General features: G+C 53.6%; 19 protein-coding genes. 7 read left to right on the plus strand and 12 right to left on the minus strand.

Translation table 11 applies throughout. The features are described from left to right. Nucleotides 1-111 precede the first annotated feature (111 nt). From urtA to urtE, 5 genes are all read left to right on the plus strand, one after another. Nucleotides 112-1,407, plus strand: coding sequence for an urea ABC transporter substrate-binding protein (gene urtA / locus PMIT1303_RS10135; protein WP_063398606.1), 1,296 nt, complete (start codon nt 112-114; stop codon nt 1,405-1,407). Nucleotides 1,408-1,505: 98 nt separating this feature from the next. Continuing rightward, nucleotides 1,506-2,660 carry a branched-chain amino acid ABC transporter permease gene (locus PMIT1303_RS10140; protein ID WP_011131592.1) on the plus strand — a complete coding sequence of 385 codons (1,155 nt, stop codon included), beginning with the start codon at nt 1,506-1,508 and terminating at the stop codon, nt 2,658-2,660. 4 nt (nt 2,661-2,664) lie between these two features. Further along, nucleotides 2,665-3,792 carry an urea ABC transporter permease subunit UrtC gene (urtC, locus tag PMIT1303_RS10145; protein WP_063398607.1) on the plus strand — a complete coding sequence of 376 codons (1,128 nt, stop codon included), beginning with the start codon at nt 2,665-2,667 and terminating at the stop codon, nt 3,790-3,792. Beyond that, a complete protein-coding gene (urtD, locus tag PMIT1303_RS10150; RefSeq protein ID WP_063398608.1) occupies nt 3,789-4,541 on the plus strand; it encodes an urea ABC transporter ATP-binding protein UrtD in 753 nt (250 codons plus the stop codon). Before urtC ends, urtD begins: the two co-directional genes overlap by 4 nt. A gap of 43 nt (nt 4,542-4,584) precedes the next feature. Continuing rightward, nucleotides 4,585-5,292 carry an urea ABC transporter ATP-binding subunit UrtE gene (gene urtE, locus PMIT1303_RS10155; RefSeq protein ID WP_063398954.1) on the plus strand — a complete coding sequence of 236 codons (708 nt, stop codon included), beginning with the start codon at nt 4,585-4,587 and terminating at the stop codon, nt 5,290-5,292. A gap of 30 nt (nt 5,293-5,322) precedes the next feature. Here the strand turns inward: urtE and PMIT1303_RS10160 are convergent, their stop codons facing one another. Genes PMIT1303_RS10160 through queC form a run of 3 tightly spaced genes read right to left on the minus strand, consistent with a single transcriptional unit; the run spans nt 5,323 to nt 8,197 of the window. Next, nucleotides 5,323-6,183, minus strand: a complete 861-nt coding sequence (locus PMIT1303_RS10160) for an aminotransferase class IV (RefSeq protein WP_063398609.1) — start codon at nt 6,181-6,183, stop codon at nt 5,323-5,325. Beyond that, a complete protein-coding gene (locus PMIT1303_RS10165; RefSeq protein ID WP_063398610.1) occupies nt 6,180-7,520 on the minus strand; it encodes an anthranilate synthase component I family protein in 1,341 nt (446 codons plus the stop codon). The genes PMIT1303_RS10160 and PMIT1303_RS10165 overlap by 4 nt, the downstream gene beginning before the upstream one ends. Continuing rightward, nucleotides 7,517-8,197 carry a 7-cyano-7-deazaguanine synthase QueC gene (queC, locus tag PMIT1303_RS10170; RefSeq protein ID WP_063398955.1) on the minus strand — a complete coding sequence of 227 codons (681 nt, stop codon included), beginning with the start codon at nt 8,195-8,197 and terminating at the stop codon, nt 7,517-7,519. Before queC ends, PMIT1303_RS10165 begins: the two co-directional genes overlap by 4 nt. On the opposite strand from queC, the gene PMIT1303_RS10175 reads away from it, so the two are divergent. After that, the gene (locus PMIT1303_RS10175; protein WP_231901448.1) at nt 8,189-8,758 is read left to right on the plus strand and encodes an ecotin; all 570 of its coding nucleotides are present in this window, start codon (nt 8,189-8,191) and stop codon (nt 8,756-8,758) included. The two genes, queC and PMIT1303_RS10175, sit on opposite strands and share 9 nt — an antisense overlap. Before the next feature lie 3 nt (nt 8,759-8,761). Here the strand turns inward: PMIT1303_RS10175 and PMIT1303_RS10180 are convergent, their stop codons facing one another. The 6 genes from PMIT1303_RS10180 to gcvT form a co-directional block, all read right to left on the minus strand. Next, a complete protein-coding gene (locus PMIT1303_RS10180; protein WP_063398612.1) occupies nt 8,762-9,442 on the minus strand; it encodes a 7-carboxy-7-deazaguanine synthase QueE in 681 nt (226 codons plus the stop codon). Next, a complete protein-coding gene (locus PMIT1303_RS10185; protein WP_063398613.1) occupies nt 9,439-11,115 on the minus strand; it encodes a CTP synthase in 1,677 nt (558 codons plus the stop codon). Before PMIT1303_RS10185 ends, PMIT1303_RS10180 begins: the two co-directional genes overlap by 4 nt. 37 nt (nt 11,116-11,152) lie before the next feature. Next, nucleotides 11,153-11,635, minus strand: coding sequence for a Dps family protein (locus tag PMIT1303_RS10190; RefSeq protein WP_063398614.1), 483 nt, complete (start codon nt 11,633-11,635; stop codon nt 11,153-11,155). A 29-nt stretch (nt 11,636-11,664) separates the two neighbouring features. After that, nucleotides 11,665-12,795, minus strand: coding sequence for an RNA polymerase sigma factor, RpoD/SigA family (locus PMIT1303_RS10195; protein WP_063398615.1), 1,131 nt, complete (start codon nt 12,793-12,795; stop codon nt 11,665-11,667). A 68-nt stretch (nt 12,796-12,863) separates the two neighbouring features. After that, nucleotides 12,864-14,684, minus strand: a complete 1,821-nt coding sequence (gene aspS / locus PMIT1303_RS10200; protein ID WP_063398616.1) for an aspartate--tRNA ligase — start codon at nt 14,682-14,684, stop codon at nt 12,864-12,866. A 95-nt stretch (nt 14,685-14,779) separates the two neighbouring features. After that, a complete protein-coding gene (gcvT, locus tag PMIT1303_RS10205; protein ID WP_063398617.1) occupies nt 14,780-15,904 on the minus strand; it encodes a glycine cleavage system aminomethyltransferase GcvT in 1,125 nt (374 codons plus the stop codon). A gap of 140 nt (nt 15,905-16,044) precedes the next feature. Between gcvT and PMIT1303_RS10210 the strand changes: the two genes are divergently transcribed. After that, nucleotides 16,045-16,290 carry a hypothetical protein gene (locus PMIT1303_RS10210; protein WP_063398618.1) on the plus strand — a complete coding sequence of 82 codons (246 nt, stop codon included), beginning with the start codon at nt 16,045-16,047 and terminating at the stop codon, nt 16,288-16,290. 106 nt (nt 16,291-16,396) lie between these two features. Here PMIT1303_RS10210 and speB read toward each other — a convergent pair whose 3' ends face one another. The 3 genes from speB to arfB form a co-directional block, all read right to left on the minus strand. Beyond that, complete coding sequence (gene speB, locus PMIT1303_RS10215) at nt 16,397-17,311, minus strand: agmatinase (RefSeq protein ID WP_063398619.1); 915 nt, start codon at nt 17,309-17,311, stop codon at nt 16,397-16,399. Then, nucleotides 17,311-18,171, minus strand: coding sequence for a polyamine aminopropyltransferase (gene speE / locus PMIT1303_RS10220; RefSeq protein WP_063398956.1), 861 nt, complete (start codon nt 18,169-18,171; stop codon nt 17,311-17,313). The genes speB and speE overlap by 1 nt, the downstream gene beginning before the upstream one ends. A 290-nt stretch (nt 18,172-18,461) precedes the next feature. Beyond that, nucleotides 18,462-18,893 (minus strand): alternative ribosome rescue aminoacyl-tRNA hydrolase ArfB, encoded by a 432-nt coding sequence (gene arfB, locus PMIT1303_RS10225; RefSeq protein ID WP_063398620.1) that lies wholly within the window; start codon nt 18,891-18,893, stop codon nt 18,462-18,464. Between the last annotated feature and the right edge of the window lie 556 nt (nt 18,894-19,449).

Below are 19,449 nucleotides of genomic sequence, written 5' to 3' on the forward strand. Positions count from 1 at the left end.
TCAGCGCAAAGGGCTTTGTATCATTCACTACAGAATCATGCCTGGCTGATCTTTACGTTCCCCAGGCCGCCCGAATAGGCGTGCTCCATATTCTGCCTATCTACGGTTTCAATGAACGTTTCATTCTCAAAGCGCCTTGTGGCTGGCTTCGCCGCAACCGCCGTTGGTGTCAGCATTACGGCTTGCGGTGGTGGTAGTGATAAAACCGCTAATACCGATTTCGACGACACGGTCACGGTTGGTATCCTCCATTCCTTAAGTGGCACCATGGCCATCTCGGAGTCCACCCTTGTGGACACCGAGAAAATGGCGATTGAAGAGATCAACGCTGCCGGTGGTGTTGAAGTTGATGGCAAGAAATACAAGATCGACTACATCGTTGAAGATGGCGCTTCTGATTGGCCAACCTTCGCTGAGAAGTCCAAGAAGTTGATCGATCAAGATAGTGTTCCTGTTGTCTTTGGTGGTTGGACTTCCGCAAGCCGTAAGGCGATGCTGCCGGTTTACGAATCGAAGAATGCATTCCTCTATTACCCGATTCAGTACGAGGGCCAGGAGTGTTCCAATAACATCTTCTACACAGGTGCGACTCCGAATCAGCAGTCGGAGCCTGCAACCAAGTTCATGTTCGAGAAGTCGCCCGCTGCTGGCAAGCCCTTCTTCCTTGTAGGTTCTGATTACGTTTTCCCTCGCACCTCCAATACCATCACTAAGGAGCAGGTCAAAGCTCTTGGTGGGAAAGTGGTTGGAGAGGATTATTTGCCCCTCGGCAACACTGAAGTGGCGCCGATCATTGCCAAGATCAAGAAGGCATTGCCTGATGGTGGTGTGATCATCAACACCCTCAATGGTGACCAGAACGTCGCTTTCTTTAAGCAAATTCAGGATGCCGGACTGACTCCTGACAATGGCTACTACGTGATGAGCTATTCCATCGCGGAAGAAGAGATCAGCACGATCGGGCCTGAGTTCCTTGAGGGACACTATGGGGCTTGGAATTACATGATGTCGATTGATACGCCTGCTTCGAAGAAGTTTGCATCTGACTTCAAGGCCAAATATGGCAATGATCGTCAGGTTGCTGACCCTCAGGAGTCGGCTTACAACATGGTGTATCTGTGGAAAGCTGCGGTAGAGAAGGCCAATAGCTTTGATGACGACAAGGTACGTGAAGCTTTGATCGGAATTGAGTTTGATGCGCCTCAGGGTCCTGTGAAAGTGATGCCAAACCATCACCTGTCCCAGACTGTACGTATCGGCAAGATCACCAAAGATGGTCAGTTCGAGATTCTCGAAGAGACCGACGGCCCTGTGGCTCCACAGGCTTGGAACCAGTTCGAGCCCAGTTCTAAGGGCTATGCTTGCGACTGGACTGATGCCAACAAAGGCGAGAAGTACAAGCTTTGATTGCCTCGCCAAGGCGTTTTTCCGCTTTGGCATTGTTTGGGAGGAGTCCGGAAACGGGCTCCTCCTTTCGTCGTTTTTCCGGTCTCTGATCTTCGCCCGTGCAACTGCTTCTTGAAAGTCTTTTCAATGGTGTGGCCATCGGCTCGGTGCTGCTGGTTGCTGCCCTCGGACTGGCGATAGTCTTCGGCCTGATGGGTGTCATTAACCTCGCCCATGGCGAGTTGATCATGCTCGGGGCCTACACCACTTATGTGGTACAGCTGATCTTCAAGCTGCCTGCTCTGCAGCCTTTCTACAACGCTTATGTGTTGGTGGCGATTCCTCTGGCCTTCATCGTTAGTGGTGTGGTTGGTATATTGCTAGAACGCACCGTGATTCGTCGTCTCTACGGCAACCCGTTGGAGACATTGTTGGCGACATGGGGCGTTAGCCTGATTCTGCAGCAGTTTGTGCGCAGTTTTCCATTGGCTTATGCGGCTGGCTTGGTGCTGGCGTTAGTGCTTGGCTTCAGTCTGCCGATCATTCTTCCTGACAAGCTTTTGCAGGGGCCGCGGGCCCGCCTGGTGCGTGCTGGAAGCTGGCTTGTGTCTGCTCTGGCTGGGGTGTTACTGGCGGGTGGTTTGGCCTCTCAGATCAGTCGTATCGCTCGTGCGACCTCTCGCAATGTCGATGTCACGGCACCTAAGTGGATGCGTGGGGGGATTGAACTGTCGGGCATGACCTTCCCCGTACCACGCTTGGTGATCATTGTGATCACGATCCTCGCTGTACTCGGCATCACCTGGTTTTTGAATCGCAGTGTGTGGGGGATGCGCATCAGGGCAGTGACTCAGAATCGTTCCATGAGTGATTGCCTTGGAATCTCAACCGATACTGTTGATGTGCTTACCTTTGGTATCGGCTCCGGTTTGGCTGGCATCGCTGGGGTCGCGGTGTCTTTGTTGGGATCCGTGGGACCCAACGTCGGCACTTCTTATATCGTTGGTTGCTTCATGGTGGTAGTGCTTGGAGGTGTGGGAAATCTGTTCGGCACCGTGTTGGCCTCCTTTGCTATTGGGGTGCTAACAGACCTGATCGGTGCTGGCCGTTTGCTCAGTATCTGGCCTTCGATGCCTGCGCCTTTGGCGAGTGTGGTTGATTTTTTTGCTACCACGAGCATGGCCCAGGTGATGGTGTTTGCGCTGATTGTGGTGTTCCTGCAGTTCCGACCTGCTGGTCTGTTTCCCCAGAGGGGACGCATGGTGGAGGCTTAAATCGATGTTGCAAGCGTTTCAACAACGCCGTTGGCCCCTGGTGATTGTCTGGGTCTTGATCATTGCTGCGATTGTGGCGGCGCCTGCAGTGGTGTCGGTATTTGGGCTCAACCTGCTCGGTCGTTTTCTCTCTCTCTCGATCGTGGCCCTCGGCATTGATTTGATTTGGGGTTTTACAGGCTTATTGAGCCTGGGTCAGGGCATCTTCTTTGCGCTCGGTGGTTACGCAGCCGCAATGTACCTTCAGCTCAACAGTTCGAGCGAACAACCCAACGGGATTCCAGAGTTCTTCGGCCTTTATGGGGTGGATCAACTGCCTGGATTTTGGCAGCCGTTTCATTCGCCTTGGTTCACGCTGATTGCCATCTGGTTGATCCCTGCACTGCTTGCAGCGCTGTTAGGGAACTTGGTGTTCCGCAACCGGATCAAGGGAGTTTATTTTTCGATTCTTACCCAGGCCGCCTTGCTGGTTTTCTTTAATTTCTTCAACGGACAGCAGAAACTGATCAATGGCACCAACGGTCTTAAGACCGATGTTACAGAGCTCTTTGGCCAGCAGGTGGGCTCTGCATTCATGCAGCGAGGCTTCTTCTGGTTAACGGCCGTGATGGTGATCTTGGCCTGGTTGGCTGTGCGCTGGGTGGTGCGTGGCCGTTTTGGTGAAGTGTTGATCGCCATTCGCGATGATGAGCCGCGTTTGCGTTTTGCTGGCTACAACCCCACCTTGTTTAAAACCATCGTGTTTGCGATGGCTGGTGGCTTGGCCGGCATCGGCGGTGCTCTTTACACCGTGCAGTCCGGCATCGTCTCGCCGCAATACATGACTGTTCCCTTCTCAATCGACATGGTGATTTGGGTGGCAGTGGGCGGACGCGGAACTTTGATTGGTGCCATTCTTGGCGCTCTAGTCATTAATTTGGCGAGGAGCCAAATCAGCACGGTTTGGCCAGAAGGCTGGCTATTTATCCTGGGAGGCTTGTTTATTCTCGTCGTTACGGCACTACCAGAAGGTGTTGTGGGCTGGTGGCAGGCGGGTGGGCCACGAAACCTGCTTACTCGCTTGGGTGTCGCGCGCAGGATCGGCACCTATCCACGCTTGGAAATGGATGGTAAGGAGGAGGCGAAGTCATGACAACTGCTTTGCTTGAGCTGCGTCAAATCAGTGTCAGCTTTGATGGCTTTATGGCACTGCGTGATCTCAATCTCAGCCTGCAGCCAGGAGAATTGCGTGCCGTGATTGGTCCCAACGGTGCAGGCAAGACCACCTTCCTTGACGTGATTACTGGCAAGCTTCGACCAACGGCAGGTGATGTTTTGTTTAAGGGCCAATCTCTTTTAAACAAGCCGGAACACAGGATTGCGCGGCTTGGGATTGGTAGGAAGTTTCAGAGCCCGAGAGTCTTCGAAAACCTCACTGTTGAGGAAAACCTCGCCTTGGCGGTCAGTCATCCAAAGCGCCCTTGGCCACTTTTAAGCTCAGGTCTTAATGCTGTTGAGCGCGATCGCATAGCCCATTTGATGGGTATCGTTTCCCTGCAGACACGTGCGCATCAAGTTGCTGGATCGTTGTCTCATGGGCAGAAGCAGTGGTTGGAGATCGCCATGCTTGTGGGTCAGTCACCTGACCTGTTATTGGTTGATGAGCCAGTTGCTGGTTTGACGGATGAGGAAACAGATCTCACTGCGGATCTGCTCAAGTCTCTTGTTGGTGATCACACTGTTTTGGTGATTGACCATGACATGGAGTTCATCCGGCGCCTGGAGAGTCAGGTTTCTGTTCTTCATCAGGGCCACGTTCTCTGCGAGGGCTCGATGGATCAGATTCAGTGTGATCCACGCGTGATCGAGGTGTATCTAGGTCGTAATGAGGAGGTTGCCTGATGCAGCGCTTTCTACCTATGCAGTTCATGATTCTCTGCAGCCGATGACCATTCTTGAGATCCGTGGTCTAAACACCTACTACAGTGAGAGCCATATCCTTAGGGATGTCGACCTCACTGTGAAAGCTGGTGAGATGGTCTGCTTGATTGGTCGCAACGGTGTGGGCAAGACCACCTTGTTGAAATCATTGATCGGTCTGTTGCGTCCTCGTAGTGGAGAGATTCTGTTTAATGGTGAAGGCTTGGATCGCCATCCTCCGCATCAGCGGGCCCGTGCTGGCATTGGTTATGTGCCTCAGGGGCGAGAAATTATTCCCCATCTGACGGTGGAGGAGAACCTGATGCTAGGGATGGAGGCATTGCCCGGCGGCTTGGCGCGAAACCACAGCATTGACCCGCTTGTTTATGAGTTGTTCCCGATCTTGCAGGAGTTTTTGCCGCGTAAGGGCGGAGACCTCAGTGGTGGGCAACAGCAGCAGCTTGCGATTGCTCGGGCTCTGCTTGGTAAGCCGAAATTGCTCCTGCTAGATGAACCGACGGAGGGTATTCAGCCCAATATCGTTCAAGACATTGAAAGGGCTGTTCGACGCATCATTGCCGAGACAGGGATTGGCGTTCTTTTGGTAGAGCAGCATCTGCACTTTGTTCGTCAAGCTGATCGCTACTACGCCATGCAACGAGGTGGCATTGTGGCCAGTGGTCCGACCAGCGACCTTAGTCAGGCAGTGGTGGATCAATTCCTCAGTGTATGAGTGCGTATGGAGATGTTTAGGGCTGGGGCATTAATCTGTATGTCTGGGAGAAGTGTCAGTGTTGTTGGCTTTTAAGAGGGAGTACCAAAGGCCTTCAGGATCCGACCATGCTCTGAGCAGATGATCATCGAGCTTCACGATGGGTTGGCAGCTGAGGCTATTAATCAGTAGCCATTGATCATCTTTTTCTGGTGTGGCTTCTAGTTGAGTTTCTTGCAGCCATCCTTGTTCGAGGCCCTGTTGTCGCATGACACCTGGTAGACAGCCACTAGCAAGCCGAGGTGTGAGCCAATGATTGTTTCGTCGCACGATGAGGTTGGCGGTACTGCCACAACAAAGTTCACCGCTTGTGCTTAGCAGTATGGCCTCATCGCAATTCGCTTTCTGTGCTTCGTGGCGGGCCTGTATCGCTTGACCGTAGGCGAAGGTTTTGCAACGACTCAAGCAACTATTGGCGTTGCGACGCTCATGGCAACTGATGATCGTCGTAAGTGGAGTAAAGCAGGGTTCCACTGCATTCAGCTCTAGCCAGAAGCGATGGGTTGTTGAACTCGGGTTGCTCTGGGGCAGACTGATGCCTCGGCTTGACCTATCGCCACGGCTCCAGTTGAGGCGCAGGGCCCCATTGCCATTGTCCAAGTTGCATTGTTTCAGGCCCTCTTTGATCAGAGGTGTCAACCATTTCGCTGTAGGCGGGGGGGCCATCTCTAGTAGGCATGCGCTGGTCTGCCAGCGGCTGAGATGAGCATTGAGGAGTTGTGGATGTCCATCAAGGATCAGAATTGTCTCAAAGATGCCATCGGCAAGCTGCAGGCCTCGATCTCTTAGAGGAAGAGCGAGCTCCGCAGTGCTCCCCCAGCTGCCATCGATCCAGGCAATCTGGTTTTTCATTGCAGTGCCTCCAGTAGTGGCAGCAGTTTCCAGTTCAGCTCATCAGCTTCGCAATAGGGGTCGGAACCGGTCACGATGCCGCAGCCGGCATGGGCTCGTAACGTGTTCCCCTCGAGCAACATCGAGCGAATCAGAATGCTGCTGTCGAGCTGCCCATCCCAGTTGAGATGCAACAACGATCCGCAATAGGGCCCGCGTGCTGTTGGTTCCAGTTCGTTCAGCCGCTGACAGGCGCGCAGCTTGGGGGCACCGCTGATGGAGCCTCCCGGCCAACAGGCTTGTAGTAGGTCTACCCAAGATTGGTCTGATCGAAGCCGTCCTTGCACTACTGAGGTGAGGTGATGCACATGGGGATAGCTCTCAAGGCCTACCAATTCAGGCACTGTGATGGAGCCGGGTTTACAGACTCGCCCTAGATCGTTGCGCAATAGATCGACGATCATCACGTTTTCAGCTCGGTCTTTGCTGCTGCAAACAAGATCAGCTGCCAGATCAGCGTCTTGGCTTTGATTGGGGTGGCGTGGTCGGGTCCCTTTGATTGGTCGCGTTTCAACTTCTCCTGTGGGGAGTGCTTTTAGGAAACGCTCTGGAGAGGCGGAGATCACGGCTTCACCTTTTGCAAGGCCTGCAGCTATCACTAGGCCGGCAAATGGAGCTGGGTTGTGGTGACGAAGTTTTAGGAAAAGGTCTACGGCGAAGCTTCCGGAAGGGATCGTGGTGGTACAGCAAGCGCTGAGATTGGCTTGGAAAATATCGCCGTTGGCAATCCAATGTCTGATCTGCTGCACATCACGTGCATAGTCAGCTCTAGTGGTGAGCCATTCCCATGCATTGACGGGAATGTTGAGGTCTGTTGTTGCAAGTAACGACTCACCTTTGCTGCTTTTAGGTGCATCTTCAGGTGGGTTGGCTTCTAGCCAGCTTGCCAATTCTTGCAGTCGTTTGGGATGACATCCTTCAATCCAGAGTTGATGCTTTTGAAGGTCAAATCGCAGTACTGGGTCATGTTGCGCCATCCACAGAGTCGCCATGGAATCTGCTTTCCAGGGATTTTTGGGTTCTATCCAGGCTGCTGCTTCGTAGCTAAGCCAGCCTGTCCAGTGTCCTGGTTCTAGATCACGTAGGGCTTCGAATGGGTTGCTGGCGCCTTTTTCGCCAGGGATGCCTCGGCAACAAATCTGATTAATGGGATCGACTGCCAGAGTCGCCCAACGACCTAGACCACTGCCGTCTCCATCCAGCCAGACAAGCCCAGCTTCTCCCCAAGTTTTGGTGAGTTGTTTTGCCAAATTCGCTGGTTCTTGCCAGCGGCAAAGTCGCCGCTCCAGAGAAGTCATGGTGTTGGCTTGCTGCAGAGATCTGATCTGCCAGCCTCGCTCAAAGCTGCATCGCGGATGCGGCAGCTGTCGCATATGCCGCAGGCATGATCGCCTCCGCTATAGCAACTCCAGGTTTTATCGATTGGTACCCCTAGCCTCAGCGCCTCTTGCACAATTCGTTTCTTGTTCAAATGCATGAGTGGAGCCCAGAGCTTGATTCCATGTCCTTCACGGCCAGCCTTATTGGCCAGATCAGCCAAGCTCTGATAGGCCTTGAGATAGTCAGGTCTGCAGTCTGGGTAGCCGGAGTAGTCCATTGCATTTATCCCTAACACCAGCCGATTGGCATTGCGGGCTTCGGCAAGACTGAGGCCAATGGCAATGAAGACCGTGTTGCGTCCAGGTACGTAAGTGTTGGGGATCACTCCGTCCACGACTCCTTCACTGGGTACTGTTTGCGTTAGATCGGTGAGGGAGGAGCCTCCCCAACTGCCAAGGTTGACACTGATTACATGGTGTTCGGTTAGACCCATGTGGGCCGCTAGCGCGTCAGCGGCTTGCAGTTCTTTGCGATGTCGTTGCCCGTAATCAAAGGAAAGTCCGATGACCTTTTGACCTGCTTCCACTGCCAAGGCAGCGGCAGTGGCGGAATCAAGACCTCCTGATAGCAGGGCAATGGTTGTTGAGTGGATCATGCTGGCCATTCTCTAGCGCTTGTTGGTATGCAGGCATCAATTCAGAACAGAATCTTTTTCGGGCTGGTTGTTTTGTGGTCGACGACAGTGTTGGAACCCCTGCGGGCAATACCTCGAATGGATTTGAATGATTACCCGCAGCCGATTGCTGGACAGCAACGCTGGGTGATTCAGCTCCCAGGGTTGCTAGCAAAAAGTTCTGATCCTGGCCTGTCCACTAATGCTGTGGATTGGCGGGTCCAGTTGATTGTGGGTCGAACGATCCAATTGGACTGCAATCAGTATCACTTGGCTGGTCAAGGGCTGAGGATGGAGCGGCTTCAAGGAGCTGAGCAGCGGATGCTCTATAGCGTTGCAGGTGCAGTCAAGGTGATGTCCACCCGCATGGTTTGTCCTCCTGATGAGCCGATGCGTGAGAGCTTTCTGGTTCTTGGCAGTAAGCCCTATTTGGTTCCCTATAACGCCTCCTTCCCGATCGTCGTTGATGTACCTGGTGGCTTAGAGGTGCGTTGGCGGTTGTGGAAGGCTGAGATCACTCAGCGTGAGGCAACCAAGCTTTGAGCTTCAACGGATACCAAGCCACTTGTGGGTTTGCATGCTGAGCCTCCAGTGGGGATGACTTTGTACGTGTTCGAAAGCTAGTTGTTGACCTGTTGTTGTTTCCCAGCCAGGTTGAAGGAAGAGGAGTGGTTCCTTTGATGTGTTGCTGAGGCGTGATTGTGAGGCGTTGTCGTTCTTTCTCGCTTCCAAGGCAGCTTTGGCCATGACTTCGGCGAAGTTCAGATCGTCTGTTTCATGAACTACAACTTTAAGCTCATGACACGCTGCTAATAAGTCTGTGCGAGGTGGCGCATGGCGTTTTGGTGAGAGGGTGATCCATGTGGGAACACCGCTGAGCTGATTCACTCCGCTGGTTTCTAGATGGATTGGCAATGGCCCGCCGGGGCTTGTTTCTGTAGCCCTGTGTAGGGCTTCACATAGGGGCGCGATGTTGTGTTGCAATGGCTCACCCCCGGTCAACACCACAAAGGCCGCGCCATCTTTTGCTGCTGTTGCTGTTTCCTCTGCTAGTTGTTCAAGCGTGATTTGCGGATGGTTTCTCGAGTTCCAAGAGTGCTTGGTGTCGCACCATGAACAGCCAACATCACAGCCGGCGAGCCTGATGAAGAAGGCGCTGCGACCGACATGGGCTCCTTCTCCTTGTAGGGAATGGAAGGTTTCTACTACCGGCAGATTGCCGGTCATCCAATCCGGCTGGGTTGCTCCTGAGCGGAGATGTTGGTCTGGCTTTGTCGTCGTAGGGCTTCGTCAGGTGAGGCTGGTAGTCGTAGTTGAGCTGCCTCGATTAATCCCCGGAAGAGGGGATGGGGTTTTCCGGGTCGGGATAGAAATTCAGGGTGGTATTGGCAGGCTGTGAAGAAGGGATGACCTTTCAGCTCGATCAGTTCTACGAGGCGTCCATCGGGTGAGCTACCGCTGATGGTGTAGCCGGATTCAATAAATAGGTTGCGGTAGGAGTTGTTGAATTCATAGCGATGGCGGTGGCGTTCGTAGACAACCTGTTCGCCATAAAGCTTCTGAGCCAACGTGTCTGGTGCGATGCGGCATGGATAGACTCCAAGCCTCATTGTGCCGCCCAGATCTACGACGTCTTGTTGCTCTGGCAGGAGGTGGATCACAGGATGGCTGGTGTTGGGCTCCAGCTCGGAACTGCTGGCTCCAGTGAGTCCTGCCTGGTTGCGTGCCCACTCGATCACAGCGCATTGCATGCCTAGACAAAGCCCTAGGAATGGCACTCGTTGTTCTCTCGCCCAGCGAATGGCAGCAACTTTGCCATCGACGCCGCGGTTACCGAAGCCTCCAGGAACTACAACAGCATCCATTCCTTTGAGTAGGTTTTCAGGACCATGCGTTTCGATCTGCTCGGCGCAGACCCAAGACAGCTCGAGGGAGGCATCTTGGGTGAGGCAGGCATGACGCAGGGCCTCCACTACTGAAAGGTAGGCGTCGTTGAGTTGCACATATTTTCCGACTAGGGCCACCTTCACAGCGGGACCTGGGTTGCGCAGCTTATGAACCAGCTGAACCCAGCTTTTCATGTCGCTGTCATGGTCAGTCAGGTTGAGTACATCCAGCATTTCTAGACAGAGGCCCTCTTCCTCTAGTGAGATGGGTACGGCATAAATGCTGTCGGCATCAAGGGCAGTGATGACAGCCCGGTTTGGTACCCCGCAGAAGCCTCCGATTTTGCTCTTGAGGTCTTCATTGATTGGGCGGTCGCTGCGGCAAACCAGTACATCTGGTTGTATGCCGATTGCGCGCAGTTCTTTGACGGAGTGCTGTGTGGGCTTGGTTTTGATTTCACCAGATGTGCCGATGAACGGGAGAAGGGTCACATGGATGTAGGCGAGGTCGTTGCGTCCTACGTCACCACGGAATTCACGGATTGCTTCGAGGAAGGGCAGAGATTCGATGTCTCCGACAGTGCCGCCGATTTCTGTGATCACGACATCTGCACCACTATTGGCGGCTACTCGGTGGATACGTTCGCGAATCTCACCAGTGATGTGGGGGATCACTTGCACAGTGCCGCCGTTGTAGTCGCCGCGCCGTTCCTTATTGATGACTGCTTGATAGATCGAGCCAGTGGTTACGCTATTGAGGCGTGACATGGCTGTGTCAGTAAAGCGCTCGTAGTGCCCAAGATCCAAGTCGGTTTCGGCGCCGTCTTCGGTGACGAACACTTCACCATGTTGAAATGGACTCATGGTGCCTGGGTCCACATTGAGGTAGGGATCCAGCTTCAGGATCGAGACGCTGTAGCCACGCGACTTGAGTAGGCGACCAAGGCTTGCGGCCACAATTCCCTTGCCGATGCTTGATACGACTCCACCGGTAACAAAGACGAACTTGGCCATGAATTTCAGGCTGATTCTTTAAGTTAGCTCGGCTTTCTCATGCTTCCAGCAGGCTGCGCAGCATCCAGGCGGTTTTTTCGTGAATCTCAAGCCGCTGGGTTAATAGATCGGCGCTGGGCTGGTCATTGGCGGCTTCAGCCAGTTTGAAAATTTCCCGAGCGGTGCGTGCCACTTCTTCATGACCATCGACCAGCTCGCGCACCATTTCGAGGGTGGCGGGATGGTGCTCCGCTTCCTTGATCGAAGCGAGTTGTCCGCGGGTATTGCCGCCGAAGGGTGCCAGAAAACCAAGGGCACGAATGCGTTCGGCGATCACATCGAGGGCATTCCAGAGCTCGGTGTATTGCTCCATACACATCAGGTGGAGCGTGTTGAACATCGGGCCGGTTACGTTGCAGTGGAATCCGTGGGTTTTGCCGTAGAGCACATAGGTATCGGCGAGAACCCTTCCAAGGCCGTCAGAGATTGCCTGTCGTTTGTCTGCTGGGATGCCGATTTCAACGAAGGAGGTCTGAGGTATTGAAATTCATTGCGTTTGTTAAGTGTTAATCAGGAATCGAGATTTTGAATGTAGTCCCGTACCTTGCAGCGACGTTGCGGTTGACGCAATTTCAAGAGGGCATGGGTTTCAATCTGACGCACTCGTTCTCGCGATAGATGCATTGCCTCGCCAATTTGCGTCAGGGTTTGCGGAGTGTCGTCTTCAAGTCCAAAACGTCGTCTGATGACTGTCGCTTCGCGGTTGCTTAGTTCATCCAGCAAGATTTCAAGGTCGTTGTGCAATTGATCGCGGGTGAGTTTCTCCTCTGGGGTTGCGTTGCTGTCTTCCAGCAGATCGCCGAGTTGACTGTCTTGTTCTTGGCCTATTCGAGTTTCCAGGGAGATCGAACGTGGAACCCTCATTAGGGTTAGGCGCACTGTTTCTTCACTAAGGCCAAGTGCCTTGGCGAGATCGGCAATCGAAGCTAATCGTCCTTGGTTGCTAGCAATCTCCTGTTGAACCCGTTTGATGCGGTTTAGTTTTTCGGTGATGTGCATCGGCAGTCGGATCGTCCGACTTTGCGTCGCAATGGCCCTGGTGATGCCCTGACGGATCCACCAGTAGGCGTAGGTGCTGAAGCGGAAACCTCTAGCGGGGTCAAATTTCTCTACTGCGCGTTCCAAGCCCAGGGTGCCTTCTTGCACCAGATCCAGCAGTTCTATGCCCCGTTGTTGATATTTCTTGGCTACAGCCACCACAAGCCGAAGGTTGGCCTGGATCATCTGATCCTTGGCACGCCGACCAGCTCGCAAACTTCGCTTGAGTGCCAAGGGGTCAAGACCAGTCAGGGCTCCCCAGGTTTTGTAACCAGTCTCGATTTTCTCTTGCAGCTCGGCCAGGGTGAGCCCAGCAGCCATAGCCCATTCCTGTTTGGTGGGCCAGTGGCAGGAATGGTTCGCTTCTCGCTGCTGTAACTCCTCCAGTCTTTGTAATTCTTTGATCGCTTCTTGGCTGGAGGCCAGTTGCCTTTCCTGTTTGAGTAGGGCTTCCCTGCGCTGCACAAGTCGCGCCAGGGTCACTTCCTCTTCATGGGTCAGTAGCTCTACGCGTCCAATGTCCTGTAAGTAGAGACGCACAGGATCAGTGCTGCCGCTTCTGCGGACTCGGGAAGTCTTGGTTTGCTGGGGGCTGCTCTTCAAGGGTTGCCCGCGAAGATATGCCTTCAGGGTTAATGAAGACGCCCCTTGTTGTCTGGAATCCGCTGAATCTATTCGGGATCGACCCAGGTACTTTCTACATGCAGTTCCTCTAATTGATGGTTGGAGACACCTGCGGGGGCTTGGGTCATCAGGCAGCGAGCTTGTTGGGTTTTTGGGAAGGCAATCGTGTCGCGGATCGAGTCTTCCCCTGTGAGCAGCATGACGATCCGATCCATCCCGAATGCCAAGCCGCCATGAGGTGGGGCTCCCATCTCAAGGGCATCGATGAGGAAGCCGAATTGTTGATTTGCTTCTTCTAGGGGCAGACCGATGGTTTGCAGCACTTGTCGTTGCAGTTCGGCATTGTGGATGCGCAGTGATCCGCCGCCAAGCTCCAGCCCATTCAAGACAAGGTCATAGGCCTGAGCACGGGCTTGAGGTAGGCGCTCCATCCAGGCGTCGGGATCGTTGCCTAGATCGTCTTTATTTGGTGCACAGAAGGGGTGATGGAGAGCCTCAAGGCGGTTTTCTTCTGCGTTCAACTCGAACATCGGGAAGTCCACGACCCAGAGGAACTGCCATAGCTTGTTGTCTTGGTCTGTGGGGATCAGGCCCAGCTCGCGGCCCAGGAATTGCCGCACCCGGTCAAGGGCGCTGTTGACGGTGGCCGTCTTGCCGGCTCCGAACAAAATCAGGTCGCCCGCTTTGGCTCCAGTCTGTTTCAGCAGGGCTGTCTTTTGTTTGCTGTTGAGGTTGTCTTTGATCGCACCGATGCTGTCGATCTCATCGGAATCGCGTACACGGATGAAAGCCAGGCCACCGGCCCCAGCTTTTTGGGCTTCGTTGAAAATGTCTCCGCCGGGTTTGATGCGCACGTTGCTGATCAGGTCGTTCCCGTTTGGCACAGTGATGCACTTGACGGAGCCTCCAGCGGCTATGGCCCCGGAGAAGACTTTGAAGCCCATGTCTTTGAGGATGTCGCTGACATCATTGAGCTCCATTCCATAGCGGGTATCGGGTCGGTCGGTGCCGTATCGGTCCATGGCCTCATTCCAGGTCAATCTTGGGAAGGGAAGTGGTAGGTCGATGCCCTTCACTGCTTTCCAGATGGTGGCGATCAGTCGTTCATTGAGATCGAGTATTTGCTCTTGATCCATGAAGCTCATCTCGATGTCCAGCTGGGTGAATTCCGGCTGCCTGTCGGCGCGTAGGTCTTCGTCGCGGAAGCAGCGAGCTACTTGGTAGTAGCGCTCTAAGCCGCCCACCATGAGTAATTGTTTGAACAGCTGGGGGGATTGAGGCAGAGCAAACCATTCACCGCTGCATACCCTTGAAGGCACTAGGTAGTCGCGGGCTCCTTCGGGAGTGGAGCGTGTGAGAACAGGTGTTTCCACTTCGATGAATCCCTCGTCTTCCAAAAAACGACGAGCCGTTTTAATGGTTGTGTGGCGTAGCTGGAGATTGCGGCTCATTCGCTCCCGGCGCAGATCCAGGTGGCGGTGACGCAGACGTAGTTCTTCTTTGACGGGTTCTTCGTCGTGGATCGAGACCGTAAAGGGCAGGTTGCCTGTGACGGGGTTGAGTACCTCGAGACCATCAGCCAGTACCTCAATCTCGCCCGTGCTGAGTTTGCTGTTGATTGCATCGGCCGGCCTGGGTCTGACCAGACCAGTGATCTGCAGGACGGTTTCATTCCGCAGGCTCTCCGCGCTGGCGAATAGCTCAGCACCTTGATCGGGATCCACGGTGATTTGTATGGTTCCACTGCGGTCTCGCAGATCGATGAAGATCACTCCGCCATGGTCGCGACAGCGATCAACCCAGCCACACAGTTGCACGTTGGAGGCGATGTGCTTACTGCGCAGTTCGCCGCAACTGTTGCTGCGCATGGTGAAGGCTTCAGGATGAAAAGCGAGTTTCCCACAGGGGCTTGTTGCCGCTTATTAGAGCGACCGGTTTTGGCGATGGCTTTCAGCTATGGCCTTCAGCTAAGGGAAGGACGGCGATAAAAGGGGCGCTTCACCACCGTTGCCGGGTGGTGCTTGCCGCGGATCTCTACCTCCACTTCGTTGCCGATGCGGGCTAGAGCTGTGGGTAGATATCCCAGGGCTATCGCTTCTCCCAGGCTGGGCGACCAGGTGCCGCTTGTGATTTCTCCCACTTTGTTGTTGTTGTGAAGCAGTGGGTATCCATGACGGGCTATGGCTCGTCCAGACAGCTTTAGGCCGACCAAGCGGCGAATGGGGCCTTGCTCTGCTTGTTGCTCTAGAGCCGTTCGACCCATGAATGGAGCAGGCATTTCCAGGTGTACCAACCAGCCGAGACCAGCCTCGAAGGGTGTTGTATTGATGTCCATGTCCTGTCCATAGAGGTGCATTGCTGCCTCTAGACGCAAGGTGTCACGGGAACCGAGTCCGCATGGGATGACTCCTTCGGTGAGCAATTGGAGCCAGAGGGCTCTGCCGGCTTCTGCCTCCAGCAGCAGTTCAAAGCCGTCTTCGCCGGTGTAGCCAGTTCGTGCAACGAAGACTGAAGAGGGATCTTCCGCTCCCAGGCCGTAAAACTGAACTTGGCGATGGCCGAAGCGGGGAAGGCTCGCTAGTGATTCGCCACTTAAGCGTTCCAACACCTTGGTCGCTTGGGGTCCTTGTAGTGCCAGTAAGACGCCATTGCTCTTGGCATCCGAGAGTGCGATGCCTGCGGGCTGCAAATGTTGCTTTAACCAGATGGTGTCGGTTTCGCTGCAGGCTGCATTAATCACAATCAGCAGGCTTTGGCTGTCTTGCTTATTGGTGCCAAGGTCGTAAACAACTAGGTCATCGAGAATTCCGCCTGTTTCGTTGAGCAGCACCGTGTAGCAAGCCTCACCTGGACCGATGCGATTGAGGTCGGTTGGCACTAGTGCCTGCAAGGTGTCTTTGGGGTTGGTTCCTTCGAGACGCAGCACTCCCATATGAGAGATATCGAACATTCCCACCTGCTGACGCACTGCCTGATGTTCTTGGAGTAGGCCAGAGAACTGCACTGGCATGTCCCAGCCGGCAAATGGCACCATCCGGCCTCCTGCATCTCGGCAGAGGTCATGGAGGGGTGTGTGTTGCAGATTCACGGGCTGGAAGTTGCAGTGCCGAAATCCTATGGAGGGTGCTATCGGGTTTGCAGAAGCGGAAGGAAAGTCGCAGATTTGACGATTTCAGTCGTCCAATCCGTCAACAGTCCTTACCCTGAGCGTCATTCGGGGATTGAAAAATGTCCACGAGAGCCAGCTGCAAAACCTGTGAACACTGTGGTACCAGTCAGTTGGCGGCTCCGGGTTGGTGTCGTCTTAGGCAAATCAGCGTGCATCCTGAGTTGGCGCACGTTGCTCTGTGTCATCACTGGACAGAACAAGCCCCATCACTGCCATTGTTGAAGGAGAAAGCGACTGAAATTCAGATGGATCGGCAGCTTGAGCTTGGTCGTACTTTGGTTGGTTGTCTTAGTGAGGATCTTTAATCAGGGGATACAAGGGAGCTGTTTTCAGACCTGGATGTTGTCCGAACTGCTTTGAGTGTTAGAAGATCCTGCTCGAAATTCTGCTGACGCAATGGAGTGATGCTGCTCAATTTTGCTCAGATGTTGCACACAGGCTGAGCAGCATGAGCAGGCTGCGGGTCACCTTGGCGCCGAGCACACTACTCATCCCTGAAGGATCAAGTTGGGGGGCGAGTTCCACCACGTCTGCGCCGACAAGCTGATGGTGTCGTATTACATCCACGACGGTGGCAAAATCGCGCCATAGAAAGCCGCCTGGTTCAGGTGTCCCCGTCCCCGGCAGTACGGATGGGTCGAACCAATCCAAATCCACGGTGAGATAGAGAGGTTTGCCTTGATGGGGTTCAAGGGCTTTAGCTAACTCAGTCGCTGCTTGGCCGGGGTTGTGGTTCACCAGCCGTTGCTGATCGTGTAGTTCCTGAAACTCTGCGCGTGTGCCACTGCGGATTGCTAACTGCAGCAGCTGAGCGCTGGGAAGTACCTCGAGGCAACGGCGCATGGCACAGGCATGGCTGTGTCGCGCACCTAGATATTCTTGGCGGAGGTCTGCATGGGCATCCAGTTGCAACAGCACGAGATCTGAATGAGATTCAGTGATTGCAGCCACTGCTCCGGAGCTGATCGAGTGCTCGCCGCCTAGCATCAGCGGCCTGAGACCCATTTGCAGCACGTTGTGGGTGGCTTTTTTGACTGCTTCTACAACGGGCTTAGGGTCGCCACAGGGAATCTCAAGGGCGCCAAGGTCAGTGAAGGCAAGATCTTCTAGATCTAGATCAAGCTGCGGGCAGTAGCTCTCTAGGCCATTGCTGACGTCGCGGATGGCTGCCGGACCGAAGCGGCTGCCTGGGCGGAATGAAGAGGTGCCGTCGTAAGGCACGCCAAAAAGTCCGACGTTGCATCCGGTAGGGTCGCGTCTTGCAGCCATGAAGATGGCACCTTCGCTGTCGAATCTTGCTGCAGTGGTGGTTGTGTTTTGGGGCATCAAGTCAGTTCCCTTTCAATGAAAGCTGGGATGGCTTCAAAGGCACCCTGTTGCCAGCGTGGGCTCCAGATTTCACAGCCTGAGGAGATGGCGGCCGCTCTTGCTGGGAGTGGGTTGCGATAACGAGGACCATCGATGGCGGCGAAGGTCCAGCTCCACCAGCCGCTTGGATACATCGGCACCCAGCCGTAGAGGGGATCTGCGTAGCCGAAAATTTGACGGATCAGACGAACAGTGTCGATGTGAATCTGGCGGAACGCTTCTGGGGACTCGCTTTGAGTAGCAAAAACTCCTCCGGGCCGCAGGATGCGTCGGCAATGCTCAAAGAAGGTTTGATTGAAGAGACCTTCCGCGGGCCCCGCAGGATCTGAGCCGTCTACAAGGATCACGTCGTAGGAGCAGTCAGCTGCATTGGCGACCCAGGCAATGCCGTCTGCCAGGTTGAGCTGAAAGCGGGGATCGCTCCAAGCATGGCCTCCAAGGCTGGGCAGATGCTTTTGGCTAAGTTCCACAACTCGACCATCAATTTCCACCATGTCGAGGTGTTTGACGCCTTGGTAGCGCAGGCACTCCCTTGCTGTGCCGCCATCGCCACCCCCAATGACCAACACCTTTTCAAGTTGGGCAGCGCTACACAGAGCTGGGTGAACCAAGGATTCGTGATAGTGGCGTTCTTGGTGTTCTGCGGTCATCCAGCAGCCGTCGAGCAACAGCCCTTTCCCGTAGCGGTTGCTATCGATCACCGTGATTCGCTGGTATGGGCTTTTTTCATCAACCAATACACGGCCTTGAAGGCCATAGCGAACGCCCTGGTGGTGTTCATCGATCCAGCCTTCTTCTGGAGTTGAAGGGCTGTCCATGGCAAGGAGGCCTATAACTGTCTTCCAGCTAAGCCCCCTGTAGGGCTTGGTTGCCAGCGTGGGCCCATGGTGCAAGACCTTTTGATTACGAATCGCTTGCTGATTTCTGCTGCTGAACTGCAGTGGTGTTTTCAAGGGCTTCTGGGCCTGGAGGGCCGGCGAGCAAAGGAATTGACTTAATTCAATGTTTTGAGTCCTTTTTGGTTGTTCTGTCCGAAGGACGTTGTTTTGTACTTAGAAGTGCATCTTTACATGAATAATTAACGCAATTCATGCTGACTGAATGCTAATTAGGCATCGAGTGAAGGTTTAGATTGTCGGGTACGTTTTAATTCGCCGCGCAGTTTTTTGGCTTGAAGACGACGTTTCTTTGCTGCTTGATTGGGTTTGGTTGGTTTGCGTGTCTTGGGAACTGCTTCTAAGCCCATTCGTAAAAAATAAGCCAGTTTGGAAAGGGCTAACTGACGGTTTTGATATTGCGAACGTTCTTCCTCTGCAACCACACGTACACAACCAGCCACCAAGCGATGTTGAAGTTGATTTAATAAGCGTTTTTTTCGAAAAGGTCCTAGTGCAGATGTTGCGTTGAGATCAAAGATCAGTTCAACTCGACTATTGGTCTTATTGACGTTTTGCCCACCAGGACCTGAAGCTTTGGAGAATCGCCATTGTAATTCAGCTGATGGGATGACTAATTGTGAATTAACTCTTAGATCGTCCATTGACTTTTGTCGCAGATCTTGGAAGTATTTTTTAGGAGTATGACTCTATTGAAGTGGGCTTAGTGGCATGGGCATGCTAATGATTAAAACACATGATTGTTGCAGGTCAAGATTTGGCTAGGCTAGATTTAACTGGCCATGGCATTGGCGCTAACCCTTCTTTTTTGAAGGTTGAGATTGTTCATACTTTTGCTTATGGAAACTTCGCAAGACAAGCTTAGAATCTTCTCCTAAGCTAATGACTGGGTTTTGAGGTCGAATCGCTTTTTGGATGCTTTCAAAGCCAAACAATCCCAATGATCCATTCAATGAATAATTGGCGTCCAAGGACTAAATTAATAAGCAGGTGATCATTCTTCTTTTTTTTGATTATTACGATTTCGGAATGCCCTCTCGCCTGTCCAAAATGCGATTGCAATTAATACGGCTGTAATCGTTAGGGGAAAATCGGTAATTGATACAGCGAACATTGGATAAATCATCTCTGGCTTTACCTGAAGTAGATGGCTTGAGTTTGAGGTTGTAAATTTAGGCTATAGAACTTGTTCTCATATGC

Source organism: Prochlorococcus sp. MIT 1303 (genome assembly GCF_001631965.1).
Lineage (GTDB): Bacteria > Cyanobacteriota > Cyanobacteriia > PCC-6307 > Cyanobiaceae > Prochlorococcus > Prochlorococcus marinus_D.